Source organism: Actinomadura sp. 21ATH (assembly GCF_041951345.1).
Taxonomy (GTDB): domain Bacteria; phylum Actinomycetota; class Actinomycetes; order Streptosporangiales; family Streptosporangiaceae; genus Spirillospora.
Genome location: NZ_JBGNUR010000026.1, coordinates 1 through 12,780 on the forward strand (window position 1 = coordinate 1; position 12,780 = coordinate 12,780).

14 protein-coding genes and 1 pseudogene are annotated in these 12,780 nt (G+C 72.9%); 5 read left to right on the forward strand and 10 right to left on the reverse strand.

Annotation, left to right across the window (positions count from 1 at the left end; genetic code table 11):
* A pseudogene (locus ACA361_RS39355) lies at positions 1-126 on the forward strand (IS481 family transposase); the annotation flags it as partial.
* Here ACA361_RS39355 and ACA361_RS39360 read toward each other — a convergent pair.
* From ACA361_RS39360 to ACA361_RS39375, 4 genes are all read right to left on the reverse strand, one after another.
* Entirely contained in the window at positions 123-494 is a 372-nt protein-coding gene (locus tag ACA361_RS39360; protein WP_375020236.1) for a PH domain-containing protein, read from the reverse strand. The pseudogene ACA361_RS39355 and the gene ACA361_RS39360 sit on opposite strands and share 4 nt — an antisense overlap.
* Positions 495-565: 71 nt before the next feature.
* Positions 566-1,111, reverse strand: a complete 546-nt coding sequence (locus ACA361_RS39365) for a hypothetical protein (protein ID WP_375020237.1) — start codon at positions 1,109-1,111, stop codon at positions 566-568.
* Between the two features lie 2 nt (positions 1,112-1,113).
* Positions 1,114-1,335 carry a helix-turn-helix domain-containing protein gene (locus ACA361_RS39370; protein WP_375020238.1) on the reverse strand — a complete coding sequence of 74 codons (222 nt, stop codon included), beginning with the start codon at positions 1,333-1,335 and terminating at the stop codon, positions 1,114-1,116.
* A gap of 56 nt (positions 1,336-1,391) precedes the next feature.
* A complete protein-coding gene (locus ACA361_RS39375; RefSeq protein WP_375020239.1) occupies positions 1,392-2,156 on the reverse strand; it encodes an FAD-dependent oxidoreductase in 765 nt (254 codons plus the stop codon).
* A 59-nt stretch (positions 2,157-2,215) separates the two neighbouring features.
* Here ACA361_RS39375 and ACA361_RS39380 point away from each other — a divergent pair, with 59 nt between their 5' ends.
* The 3 genes from ACA361_RS39380 (at position 2,216) to ACA361_RS39390 (ending at position 7,827) form a co-directional block, all read left to right on the forward strand.
* Positions 2,216-2,809 (forward strand): TetR/AcrR family transcriptional regulator, encoded by a 594-nt coding sequence (locus ACA361_RS39380; RefSeq protein WP_375020240.1) that lies wholly within the window; start codon positions 2,216-2,218, stop codon positions 2,807-2,809.
* Between the two features lie 121 nt (positions 2,810-2,930).
* A complete protein-coding gene (locus ACA361_RS39385; RefSeq protein WP_375020241.1) occupies positions 2,931-5,189 on the forward strand; it encodes an ATP-binding cassette domain-containing protein in 2,259 nt (752 codons plus the stop codon).
* 421 nt (positions 5,190-5,610) lie between these two features.
* On the forward strand, positions 5,611-7,827 hold the full coding sequence (locus ACA361_RS39390; protein ID WP_375020242.1) for an MMPL family transporter: 2,217 nt from the start codon (positions 5,611-5,613) through the stop codon (positions 7,825-7,827).
* Positions 7,828-7,904: 77 nt separating this feature from the next.
* Here ACA361_RS39390 and ACA361_RS39395 read toward each other — a convergent pair whose 3' ends face one another.
* On the reverse strand, positions 7,905-8,573 hold the full coding sequence (locus ACA361_RS39395; protein WP_375020243.1) for a DsbA family protein: 669 nt from the start codon (positions 8,571-8,573) through the stop codon (positions 7,905-7,907).
* Positions 8,574-8,683: 110 nt separating this feature from the next.
* On the opposite strand from ACA361_RS39395, the gene ACA361_RS39400 reads away from it, so the two are divergent.
* Entirely contained in the window at positions 8,684-9,031 is a 348-nt protein-coding gene (locus tag ACA361_RS39400; protein WP_375020244.1) for a hypothetical protein, read from the forward strand.
* 19 nt (positions 9,032-9,050) lie between these two features.
* Here the strand turns inward: ACA361_RS39400 and ACA361_RS39405 are convergent, their stop codons facing one another.
* The 5 genes from ACA361_RS39405 to ACA361_RS39425 form a co-directional block, all read right to left on the reverse strand.
* On the reverse strand, positions 9,051-10,049 hold the full coding sequence (locus ACA361_RS39405; protein ID WP_375020246.1) for a zinc-binding dehydrogenase: 999 nt from the start codon (positions 10,047-10,049) through the stop codon (positions 9,051-9,053).
* A gap of 35 nt (positions 10,050-10,084) precedes the next feature.
* Positions 10,085-10,432 (reverse strand): MerR family transcriptional regulator, encoded by a 348-nt coding sequence (locus tag ACA361_RS39410; protein WP_375020247.1) that lies wholly within the window; start codon positions 10,430-10,432, stop codon positions 10,085-10,087.
* A gap of 176 nt (positions 10,433-10,608) precedes the next feature.
* Positions 10,609-11,175: a PadR family transcriptional regulator gene (locus tag ACA361_RS39415; RefSeq protein ID WP_375020248.1), complete on the reverse strand. Its 567-nt coding sequence runs from the start codon at positions 11,173-11,175 to the stop codon at positions 10,609-10,611.
* Between the two features lie 16 nt (positions 11,176-11,191).
* A complete protein-coding gene (locus ACA361_RS39420; RefSeq protein ID WP_375020249.1) occupies positions 11,192-11,584 on the reverse strand; it encodes a VOC family protein in 393 nt (130 codons plus the stop codon).
* A gap of 86 nt (positions 11,585-11,670) precedes the next feature.
* Positions 11,671-12,711, reverse strand: coding sequence for a BtrH N-terminal domain-containing protein (locus ACA361_RS39425; RefSeq protein ID WP_375020250.1), 1,041 nt, complete (start codon positions 12,709-12,711; stop codon positions 11,671-11,673).
* Positions 12,712-12,780: the final 69 nt, after the last annotated feature.

A 12,780-nucleotide genomic window follows, 5' to 3' on the forward strand; every position in this document is an offset into this window, starting at 1 on the left:
GAGACCCAACGCCGCCGGGCGCTACCGCGATGGCTGCACACCTACAATCACCACCGCGGCCACACCGCACTCGGCGGACAACCACCCGCCAGCCGCGTTCCCAACCTCACGGGACAGAACAGCTAGCGGGCGATGAAGTCGGTGATCACGTTGTGGACGTGGTGGGTCTTCTCCTCGCCCCGGAACTCCACCTCGTAGATCTGCGTGCCCACGTGGATCGCGATCGCGCCGCTGGAGAAGAACGAGCCGGCCCACGACCTGTTGCTGACCACGCTGACCGAGCTGATCTTCGAGTACGGGATGCTGGTGATCGCGACCCGCTTGCCGACGAACGACGTGTCCTGGACGATCACCCGCCGGTCGGTCAGCCCGATGAAGCCCGTCCCGGTGCCCACCGCGTCGTACACCGCGATGATCTGCTCGCCCGGCAGCAGCCCGCTCTCGATCTGCTTGAGCTGCCCCGACCTGTCGTGCGGAATCCCGCCGCGTCCCATCCGGCCTCCCCGTGTGCTGTTTCCTGGTAGGACGTCCGGCTCGTAACGCTCGTTCCAGGGAGGCCGGGCCGTCAGGCGGCCTGCTGCCAGTGGCGCAGGCCGGTCCAGATGCGGCACAGGTCGGCGTCCCGCCGGGTCAGGATCCGGACGGCCGTGCTGGAGCCGTCCGCGAGCAGCCCCCAGATGAGGTCGCCGGGTTCGGCCAGGGGACGGCGGCCGCGGCGCGCCGACCACAGCGCGACCTCGACGGCCTTCCGGCCGCCCTCGTCCAGCCGGATCCGTACCGCCGGGCCGGTGAGGGTGACGCGCAGCGGGAGCACGGGTGAACGGCCGAGCCGCCACAGGGCCGGGTCGTCCGGGCGCGCGGAGGTGGCGCGGGCGGCGCGGCGGCGGACCTCGTCCAGGTCGATGCCGAGGGTGGCGAGCAGCTCCCGGTCGCGGTCCGGGGACGCGCCGAGCTCCTCCCGTACGGCGTCGGGGTCGAGGCCGAGGAGCGGGTCGCCGGCGAGTGCCCACAGCAGGGGGCCGGTGCCGAGGGTCTCCTGGCCGGATCCCGCGGCGAAGCGGGCGGCCCGGACGATCGTGTCGCGTGCGCTGGGTGAGAATCTCGCGAGCATCGTCACTCCGTTCCGATCCGCCGGGCGTGCTTCTTGTGCACGGACTGCCGCCGCACGCCGAGGGAGCGGGCGATGGCCTCCCACGACCAGCCCTGGGCGCGGGCGTTGCTCACGTGCAGGGTCTCCAGCTCGTCCACGAGCCTGCGCAGGGCCGCCACCGCGGCCAGGCCGGTCGCCGGGTCGCGGCTGTCCACGTCCGCCGCCAGCTCCGTCATGGTCGTCATGCTGTCAGCCTAGGCTGACATCCGAAGTTTGTCACCCTAGGCTGACAAGAGCGCCTTCAGCGCCGGGGGAGGTAGTCGCTGATCTGCTTGATCCAGTACGTGTAGTACCGGGCGAGGAACGCCTCGGGGATCAGGCGGGACAGCCAGGGCCGGTACTTGTTGATGTCCTCGGTGCCCGCGTGCCGGGCGACGATGCCGGCCTTCCTCGATCGCGTGCGCTCGTAGCCGCGCAGCACGTCCGGCAGCGCGCCGGTGCCGCGGCGGAGTTCGTGGGCGAGCAGCCAGGCGTCCTCCAGCGCCTGGTTGGCGCCCTGCGCGCGGGTCGGCGGCATGCTGTGCGCCGCGTCCCCGACGAGCGTGATCGGTCCCGTGCCCCAGGTGCGCGGAACGCGGTGCTTGAAATGGGGGAAGAACTCCAGGTCGTCCTCGCGGGCCAGCGCCAGCACGTCGCGGGCCGGCGACGCCCAGTGCCCGAAGCGCCGCCGCAGGGCTTCGAGGGGCGAGTCCGGCACCGGGCCGGCGGGCGACCAGCGCACGTCGAACCACCACTGCACGGCCGCCGCCCGGCCGACGTCGATGTCCACCAGGTGCCGCCCGTCCCAGGTGCACTGCCGCAGGACGTCGACCGGCGCGCCGGCCCCGTCCAGGGACACGCCGAGGTCGGCCAGGATGCCCGTTCCGTTGCTCCACAGGGTCAGCGCGGCGCCCGTCGTGCGGAGCCCGCCGGCGCGCTCGAACACGCTGACGGCGTGGCCGTCCGCGTGCAGGGCCCGCGCGGCCGCCAGGCCGCCCACCCCGCCACCGATGACCAGGACCTTCATCGTCCGCCCTCCTTGTCACTACGATGATAGTACTATCAGAGCCGTACTAACCTGGAGGGGTGCCTCCTTCGCCCAATCTCCAGCGCCGCCGCGCGCTGGCCGACGCCGCCGTCGAGGTGCTGGGCACCTCCGGGATCCACGGCCTGAGCCACCGCGCCGTCGACGTCCGGGCCGGCCTGCCGCCCGGGACGACGTCCAACTACTTCCGCAACCGCGACGCCCTCCTGGAGGCGGCGGCGCGGCGCGCGATGGAGCTGCACCAGGCCGACATGGTCGCGGCGCGGGAGCCGGGGGGCGCGGCGGCCGACCGGGAACGGCTGATCGAGCTGATCGCCGTCTCGCTGCACCGGGCGGCGACCGAGCACCGCGTCCGCTACCTGGCGATCTACGAGCTGACCATGGAGTCGACCCGCCGCCCGGCGCTCCGCGGGGTGCTGGCCGGCATCGCGGGCGGCGCGCTCGACTTCACCGTCGAGCACCACCGCGACCTGGACTTGTCCACGACCCGCGAGCAGGTCGGCATGCTCATCACCCTGTACGGCGGGACGTTGTTCACCCTGGTGACGGCCCCGGAGCGCGCGCTCACCCTGGAGGACGTCCGCCCGCTCGCCCGGGCCGTCGTCATCGGCGGGACGGCCGCCGCGGAAGCGTAGGAGCGCCTGGCCGGCGCCCGGTTTGCGTTAACTCTATACGCTGTACATAATAGACCGCCGGCCGGTGGGTGCCCACACCTCCGCGAACGGCCGCCGAGCCACGAACCCGAGGGAGCGTCCGATGCATCCGGCCGACAGCCACAGCGCCATCCAGGTACGGGGAGCCCGCGAGAACAACCTGGCCGACGTCTCGCTCGACCTGCCCAAGCGGCGGCTCACCGTCTTCACCGGCGTCTCCGGCTCCGGCAAGTCGTCCCTGGTCTTCGGGACGATCGCGGCCGAGTCGCAGCGGCTGATCAACGAGACGTACACCGCGTTCCTCCAGTCGTTCATGCCGAGCCTCGGCCGCCCGGACGTGGACGAGCTGCGCAACCTGAGCGCCGCGATCGTCGTCGACCAGGAGCGGATGGGCGCCAACTCCCGTTCCACGGTGGGGACGGCGACCGACGCGTACGCCATGCTGCGGATCGTGTTCAGCCGCCTCGGCACGCCGCACATCGGCGGCGCCGGCGCGTTCAGCTTCAACCTGCCCGAGGGGATGTGCCCGGAGTGCGAGGGCATGGGGCAGGTCTCCACGATCGACGTCGATCAGCTGGTGGACCGCGAGCTGTCCCTGAACGAGGGCGCGATCACCGTTCCGAACTTCACCGTCGACTCCTGGTACTGGCAGGTCATGGCGGGTTCCGGCTTCTACAGCCCGGACAAGAAGCTGAAGGACTTCACCGAGCGGGAGTGGGCGGACTTCCTGCACAAGCCGGCCACCAAGGTGAAGTCGAACAACATCAACACCACCTACGAGGGCCTGGTCGTCAAGGTCCAGCGGATCTTCCTCGCCAAGGACCGCGAGTCGATGCAGCCGCACATCCGGGCGTTCGTCGACCGTGCCGTGGTGTTCACCGACTGCCCGGCCTGCGGCGGCAGCCGGCTCAGCCAGGCCGCGCTGTCGTCCACCATCGACGGCACGAACATCGCGCAGTGCTCGGCGATGCAGATCAGCGACCTGGCGGAGTTCGTCCGCGCGCTGGACGCCCCCTCCGTCGCGCCGCTGCTCGGCAACCTGCGCGACCTGCTCGACTCCCTCGTCGAGATCGGGCTCGGCTACCTCAGCCTGGACCGGCCCTCGGGCACGCTGTCCGGCGGCGAGGCGCAGCGCGTGAAGATGGTCCGGCACCTCGGCTCCTCGCTCACCGACGTCACGTACGTCTTCGACGAGCCGACCGTCGGGCTCCACCCGCACGACATCCAGCGCATGAACGGCCTGCTCCAGCGGCTCCGCGACAAGGGCAACACGGTCCTGGTCGTCGAGCACAAGCCCGAGGTCATCGCCATCGCCGACCATGTCGTGGACCTCGGCCCGGGCGCCGGAACGGACGGCGGCCGGATCTGCTACGAGGGCGACGTCCCCGGCCTGCGCGCCTCCGGGACCCTCACGGGGCGGCACCTGGAGCACCGCGCCCGGCTGCGCGAGACGCCGCGCACGCCGCGCGGCAGCCTGACCGTCGAGGGCGCGACCCTGCACAACCTCAAGAACGTGACCGTCGACATCCCGCTCGGCGTGCTGGCCGTCGTCACCGGCGTCGCCGGCTCCGGGAAGAGCTCGCTGATCCACGGGTACGTCGCCGGCCGGGACGGCGTGGTCGTCGCGGACCAGTCGGCGATCCGCGGCTCGCGGCGGTCCAACCCCGCCACGTACACCGGCCTCCTGAACCCGATCCGGACGGCGTTCGCCAAGGCCAACGGCGTCAAGCCGGCCCTGTTCAGCGCGAACTCCGAGGGCGCCTGCCCCACCTGCAACGGCATCGGCCTCGTCTACACCGACCTGGCGATGATGGCCGGCGTCGCCTCGGTGTGCGAGGAGTGCGAGGGCCGGCGGTTCACGGCCAAGGTCCTCACGTACAAGCTGCGCGGCAAGGACATCAGCGAGGTCCTCGACATGTCGATCGCCGAGGCGCACGGGTTCTTCCCGTCCGGGCAGGCGCACGCGATCCTCGGCCGCCTCCAGGACGTGGGCCTCGGCTACCTGCGGCTCGGGCAGCCGCTCAACACCCTGTCCGGCGGCGAGCGGCAGCGGATCAAGCTGGCGATCAACATGGCGGAGAAGGCCGCCACGTACGTCCTGGACGAGCCGACGACCGGGCTGCACATGGCCGACGTGGACCAGCTGCTCGCCCTCCTCGACCGGCTGGTGGACGGCGGGAACTCGGTGATCGTCATCGAGCACCACCAGGCCGTGATGGCGCACGCCGACTGGATCGTCGACCTCGGTCCCGGCGGCGGCCACGACGGCGGCCGGGTCGTCTTCACCGGCACCCCCGCCGACCTGGTGGCCCGCGGCGACTCGCTGACCGCCCGCCACCTGCGCGAGTACGTCGGCGCCTGACCGCCCGGCCGGGGCCGGGCTTGCCGAAGGCTTGGGACGGTCTGGACGCGATCGGGCCGGACCTCGAATCGCTCCACCGCGACCTGCACGCCCATCCCGAGCTTGGACACCAGGAGAAGCGCAAGCCGACCACTTCGGCGACCGCGCCCGCCCGCTTGACCTCCAGACGGCCAGCGAGGACTTCAGTGAGATCCCGAAGGCGTTCGGCGGCATCGACCCCGGCGAGTACGCGGAGGCCGCGCGGAAGGGCACCGTGGCCACCGACATCCCGGCCTGAACCGCTGGTCAGCGTGTGTTTCCTGGGGTTTTCCGCACCGTGGGGCTGTGGTGCCGCTCCGGGGAGTGGACGGTCCGCCTCATGTCGCCGGGCGGGGCCGCGACCTTAGCGTCCCTCCGTAGCCGCCGAACGGAGGAGAAGAACGTGGCGAAAAGACCCCTGACGGTACGGGTGGCCAGATGGAGCGCGGCGCGTCCCTGGTCGGCGATCGGGCTCTGGCTGGTGTTCGTCGCGCTGTGCGTCGGCCTGGGCGGCGCGGCCGGGACGAACGGCATCAGCGACGCCGAGTCGGGGGTCGGCGGGTCGGGACGCGCCGCGCTGATCGCGGAGTCCGCGCGGTTCCCCGTCAAGGCGGAGGAGAACGTCCTCATCACCGCGGTGCGTGGCGGGCCGCTGGACGCGCGCGCCTCGCGGGACGCGGCGGCGGACGTCGCGCGCCGGATGAAGGCGCTGCCTGAGGTCGAGTCGGTCGGCCGGCAGGTCCGTTCGCAGGACCGTACGGCGGTGCTCGTCCCGGTCGTGATGAAGGGCGACACCGAGACCGCCGACCGGCGCGTGGTGCCGCTGCTGGCGCAGAGCAAGGCCGTCCAGGACGCCCATCCCGGGCTGCGCGTCGAGCAGGTCGGGACCGGATCGACGGCCAAGGGGCTGGGCGACACGCTCGGCGAGGACTTCAAGCGGGCCGAGTTCATCAGCCTGCCGCTGACCCTGCTGATCATGCTCGCGGTGTTCGGCGCCGTGATCGCCGCAGGCGTTCCGGTGCTGCTCGCCCTCTCGTCGGTCGGGGCGGCGATCGGGCTGTCCGCGCTGGTCTCGCACCTGCTGCCCGCCACCGGCGTGATCAACAACGTGATCCTGCTGATGGGCATGGCGGTGGGCGTCGACTACTCGCTGTTCTACCTCAAGCGCGAGCGCGAGGAGCGCCGCCGCGGCCGGGCGGACGCCATCGAGATCGCCGCCGAGACGTCCGGGCACACGGTCGTGGTCTCCGGCGGAACGGTGATCGTGGCGATGGCCGGGCTTTACCTCGCCCAGGAGGCGACGTTCACCTCGCTCGCCAGCGGCTCCATCATCGTCGTCGCGGTGGCCGTGCTGGCCTCCCTCACCGTGCTGCCCGCCCTGCTCGCCAAGCTCGGGCCCCGGGTGGACCGGCCGCGGGTGCCGTTCCTCTGGCGGCTGACGATGCGCACCCGCGAGCCGCGGCTGTGGCCGGCGCTGCTGCGTCCCGCGCTGAACCACCCCGCGCTGACGCTCGCGGTGTCGGCGGGCGCGCTGCTGCTCCTCACCGTGCCCGCGCTCGACATGCGGCTCAAGCAGCCGGGCTCGGACGACCTGTCGCGCGACATCCCCGTCATCCGGGCCATGGACCGGCTCACCGCCGCCTTCCCCAGCGAGGGAACGACCCACCAGGTCGCGGTACGGGCGCCCGCCGAGAACGCGGACCAGGTCAGGACCTCCCTGGCCGGGCTGGCCCGCCGCACGGCCGCGGACCCGCTGTTCGCCCACGACCGCCGTCCCGAGATCCGCACGTCGGCCGACCGGCGCGTCCACCTGGTCGACATCGCGACGCCGCACTCGCCCAAGAGCGACGGCGCCCGCCGTTCCCTGGGCACCCTCCGGACGTGGCTGCCGCAGGCCCTCGCCGGGGTGCCCGGCGCCGAGTACGGCGTGGGCGGCAAGGTCGCCGACGGGGTCGACTTCACCGATCACCTGGAACGGCGCCTGCCGTGGGTCGTCGGGTTCGTCCTGCTGCTGACGCTGGTGATGATGGGCGCGGTCTTCCGCTCGGTCGCCGTGGCCGTGTCGGCCACCGTCCTCAACCTGCTCTCGGCCGGTGCCGCGTTCGGTCTCCTGGTGCTCGTCTTCCAGCACACCTGGGCGGAGGGGATCCTCGACTTCACGTCATCGGGCGCGGTCGTGTCGTGGCTGCCGCTGTTCCTGTTCGTGGTGCTGTTCGGCCTGTCCATGGACTACCACGTGTTCGTGGTGAGCCGGATCCGCGAGGCCGCCGCGACCGGCCTGCCGACCCGGGAGGCCGTGCGCGAGGGCATCACCCGTTCCGCCGGGGTCGTCACCAGCGCCGCGATCGTCATGGTCGCCGTCTTCTCGATCTTCGGAACGCTGAGCATGGTCGAGTTCAAGCAGCTGGGCGTGGGGCTGGCCGCCGCCATCCTGATCGACGCCGTGGTCATCCGCGTCTTCGTCCTGCCGGCCCTGATGGCCCTGCTCGGCTCGTGGAACTGGTGGCCGCACCCGCCGGCCCGCCCGGCCGCCGGCTCAGGTGCCGGTGCCGGGAACGGCGCAGAAGCCGTCCTCGCACACCCCCGCGCCGGCGTCGCCTACGAGGGTGAACGGCGATGAGACCGCCGCGCCCTCGGACTGCCCGGCTTCCTCGACCACCGCGTCCTCCGCGCCTTCCGCGGCCGCCCGCTCGCCGCTCACGCCGTGGCCTCCGCCCGGTCCTCGGCCGCCTTCCGCAGCGCCTGCTCGAAGACGGCCGGGTCCTGGGCGCCGGAGACGCCGTACCGGGAGTCGATCACGTAGAACGGCACCCCGGAGATCCCGTACGCGCGGGCCTGGTCCATGTCCGCCCGGACGTCGCCGTCGTACGTCCCGTCCCGCAGCGCCGCGAGCACCTCCGCGCGGTCGAGCCCGGCCTCCGCCGCGAGGTCCGCCAGCTCCTCGTCATGCCCCACGTGCCGGCCCTGCTCGAAGTAGGCGTGGAAGAGCCGCTCCACCAGCTCCGGCTGCAGGCCGCGCGCCTTCGCGAGGTGCAGCACCTGGTGCGCCTTCAGCGTCTTGGTGTGCCGGACGGAGTCGAAGTCGTACGCCAGCCCGACATCGGCCGCGACCTGCGTGACCCGGTCGAGCATCTGCCGTACCTGCGCGGCCGGGATGCCCTTGTGCCCGGACAGGAAGTCGACCGCGCCGCCCTCGAAGTCGACCGGCGTGTCCGGGGCCAGCTCGAAGGAGTGGTACTCGATCTCGACCTCGGGCCCGCCGCCGGCGGCGTACCGGCGCAGGCCGTCCTCGAACTTCCGCTTGCCGATGAAGCACCAGGGGCAGGCGATGTCGGACCAGATGTCGACCTTGATGACGTCACTCATGCCAGCAGCAACCTCCGTTCCCCGACCGGCATTCCGCCCCGCGCCCCACCGCCGTCCACAGGCTGTGGACAACGCGCGGCCCACCGGAGACGGCTCGTAGGCTTCGCGGCATGCACCGCACCCTGACGGAGCACGCCCGCTGCCTCTACGGGGACGAGTACCGTTCCACGCCGGAATGCGGTCTGGAGCACCGCGAGCACCACCTCGTAGAGGAACTGACGTTCGCGGACGCGGATTCGATCCTGGCGATGCTGCGCGAACTCTGCCCGAACGTGGTCGACGGACACCTGCCGGTCTGGTTCCGCAATCTGGCGTACCGGCTGGTCCTCCTGCAACGGCCGGACGACCCGGCGCTGCTGCGGGAGGCCGCCGACAGCCTGTGGATGCACGGCCCGGACTGGGACGGCGTCGCGACGGCCTTGAGGGAGAGGGCCGCCGCCCTCGAAACCGGTGCGTGACCCCGGACGTCCACGACGCCTAGCGCCAGGGGTCGAGGGCGTGCTTGCCGCGGGTCCGGCCCGACCCGATCTCGCGGAGCACCGCCGGCCCGTCGCCCAGCGGGTGGATCTCCGGGGCGCCGGGCGGGTACACGCCCTGCGCGATGAGCGACTCGATCTCCGTGAGCAGCGTCCCGTAGACGGACGGGACGGCGGCCGCCAGCGCGCCGATGTGCAGGCCCTTGACCTGCACCTGGTGGGTGAAGACCAGATCGCGGGTGGACACCTCGGCGTCGCCCGACGCGGCACCGAACACCACGACGCGCCCGATGAACGGCTTGGCGACCGACAGGCTGGCCTGGAACGTCGCCCGTCCCACCGATTCGAGGACCAGGTCGACCCCGCCGGTCAGCCGGGTGACCTCCTCGGCCAGATCGGGGCGCGTGCCGTCCAGGACCTCGTCGGCTCCCAGCGCCCGGACGGTCTCGTGCTTCCCAGGTGAAGCCGTGGCGATCACGCGCGCGCCGTAGTGGCGGGCCAGCCGGACGGCGGCCTGCCCCACCCCGCCGGCCGCCGCATGGACCAGCACCGCGTCGCCCGCCCGGATCTCGCCCAGCGGCTTCAGCGCCGCCAGTGCGGTCGCCCAGTTGAGCACCATGCCGAGGGCCTCGGCGTCCCGCCAGCCGCGCGGGACCGGAAGCGCACCGGCGGCCGGCATCACCATGTACTCCGCGAAGGCGCCGGGGCCGGTGCCGATGACGTGCGTGCCCACCTCGAACGGGCGCTCCACCCCGGGCCCGGCGCCCACGATCTCGCCCGCGGCCTCGAACCCCGCGACGTACGGCGCCCGCGGCCCCGCCCCGTACGTCCCGCGGGCCTGCATCACGTCCGCGAAGTTGACCCCGGCGGCGCCGACCCGGATCAGGTACTCGCCCGGCCCGGGCTCGGGACGCCGCTGCCCGGCCGTGAGGACCAGGTCCGCCGGCCCCCTAAGCGATCGCTGCACCAGTGCCCGCATGGTCAGTTCTTCTTTCTCCATGCCGGCAACGTAGGAGCCTCACACTTGCGTCAAGGTCAAGTCGCCTTCCGCAGGAACGCGTCGAGTGCCGACCGCTGGGCGTTGAGAACGTCGATGCGCGCGGCGAGCCGGTCGCGATGGTTCCGCACGTCGCGAAGGAACTCCGCGCACGGCACTTCCGCGCCGCCGTCCGTGCCGAGGTGGGGCAGCAGCTCCTTGATCAGCCGCAGCGGCAGCCCGGACTCCAGCAGCGAGCGGATCACGATGACCCGGTCGATCGTGGACCGGCAGTAGTCCCGGTACCCGTTGCCGGCCCGCCCGGGGACGATCAGCCCCTCGTCCTCGTAGTGCCGCAGCGACCGCGCGCTGGCGCCGCTGACCCCGGCGGCCTCACCGATCCTCATACCCGACCCCAACACCCGACCGCCCCCCGCCCTTCCGTGCAATCCCCGGAGATCTCCCAAAAGCTCTCAGCTTGTGACGGCGTCGGCAGAGGCCGGGCCAGGCCGGCTCCTTGCGCGCCCGCTCGCCCATGGGGTGATGATCCCGTGCCGGGACGCGGTCGCGCCAGCGCGTCCGGTCAGGGCCCGTCGTCGGCCATGCGGAAGGCGCCGTCCTCCAGGCGCCGGATCAGGCGGCGCGTCCACCGGGCGCGGCTGTCGGCGGTGTGCAGCCACAGGCCGACGACCTCGCCGATGGGGCCCCAGGCGTCCAGGTCGGCGTCCGGCGGCAGGTGCGCGGCGATCCCGGCCCGCCACTCGTCCATCGCCTCGGCCCGCCGCCGCAGCAGGCCCACGGCCTCCGCGCGCGGCAGGTCGTCGATGAGCCCCACGGCGGCGGCGAGGAGGTCGAGCCGCGGATCGCGGTCGGCGAGCGCCTCGCGGAGGAGGGCGAGGTACGCCCGCTCGCCCTCCCCGGTCAGCTCGTACTCCATGCGCGGCGGCCCGCCCGCGGCGCTCGGGGTGGTCTCGTGCAGGAGCAGCAGGCCCTGCCCGGTCATCGCCTTGAGCGCGTGGTAGACCGAACCGGACGCGGCGCTGGACCACTCGTGCGCGCCCCAGGACTCCAGGTCGGCGCGGACCTGGTAGCCGTGCGCCCGGCCGCGGCGGCGCACCGCGCCGAGGACGAGCAGGCGGACCGCCGACATGCGCCGTTCTCCGTTCCTAGGCGGGGGACTCGGTGCTGAGCCACCACAGTGTGCCGAACGGGTCGACGAAGCCGCCCATCCGGGCGCCGTCCTCCTGGGCGGTGATCTCCATGGCGGGCCGGGCGCCGGCGGCGACCGCCCGGGCGAAGACGGTCTCGGGGTCGGGCACGGTCGTCCACAGCTGGACGTGCACCGGCTCGTCGGGCGAGGTCAGGCAGCGCATGCCACCCGCGCCGGAGTCGGCGAAGAACAGCACGCCGCCGCCGATGCGCGCCTCGGCGTGGATGATCCGCTCGGGGTCCTCGGGCAGGGGCACGACGTTGGAGATCTCGGCGTCGAAGGCGTTCTCCAGGAACTCGCGGTAGGTCCTGGCGCTGTCGACCATCACGTAGGGGGTGACCGTTGACATGATCGTCCTCCTCACTAGCCAAATTTGGCTACTGGGGTCGAGGGTAGCCCGGACGGCGCCGGTAGACAAGTTTGATTAGTGCGGGATCACTCCTGCGCGCCCGCCGCGGCGAGAGCCTCGGTGGCGCGCTCCTCCAGGGGCGGGATGGCCGCGGCCCTCTTCGCGACGGCATCGTGGTCCGGTTCCGGGTCACCGGCCGCGGCGGCGAGGGCGCTCCACGCCTCGGCGCACGCGGCGTACGCCTCGCCGGCCCGGCGGAACGGCCCGTCCCCCGTGATCGCCGCGACCTCGTGGCAGAAGCCGGCCTGGAGGCGGCGGAAGAGGCCGCCGCCCGTACCGGCCTTCTCGATGCAGATCCGCACGGTCCGGTACATCGCGGCCAGCGCCCCGGGGTCGTGCCGGCCGGGCCACCCGGCCACGCCGGCGGCGAACTCGCGGACGCCGGGCAGCCCGGACGCGACGCCCGCGATCTCCAGCGGCGGCTCGCCGGTCTCCGGGCGCCCGCCCCGCATGGTCGCCGCCGCGTCCGCCGCCGCGCCGCGGGCCGCGGGGAGGAGGTCGGGCAGCCGGCCGGGGAACCGCATGGGGAACGTGGAGTGCCGGTTCGGGTGCGGGAAGCCGTGCGAGTCGCGGGCATGGGCGAGCGCTTCGAGCGGGACCCGCTGGATCTCCTCCCGGTCGTTGTCGGCGACCCAGGCGACCCCCGCCCCGGCGTCGTACCCGACCACGACGATGTCGTGGCGGGTGTTGGTCAGCCGCACGCGCAGGTACGGGAGCCGCAGGATGTCCGCCCACACCATGACCGGACGGCCGGCGTCCAGCTCGGCGGTGACCCAGGACCAGCCCTCGGCGGCGTCGTCGGTCTGCCGGTGCTCGACCTCGATCCCCAGCCGCCGGCAGAGGTCGAACTCCAGGTCGAGGGTGCGGCCGCCGAGGTACACCGGCGGCTCCAGCCCCGGGATCCGGAGGTACTTGAAGTCCAGCCCGCCGCTGAGCCCGAACACGAGCGGCTCGCCGGGCGGGCCCTGCCAGCCGAGCCCCGCCCAGTCGAGCAGGTCGCGCAGCGCGCCCGAGCCGCAGTGGCCGGCCGTCCGGTGCGGAAAGTTCTCGATCATCGTCGCGGTCATCCGGCGCCTCCCGTCGTCCCGGTTCACCGAATCACGTTCGGCCCGTTCTGGCCACCGGAACGCGCGGCG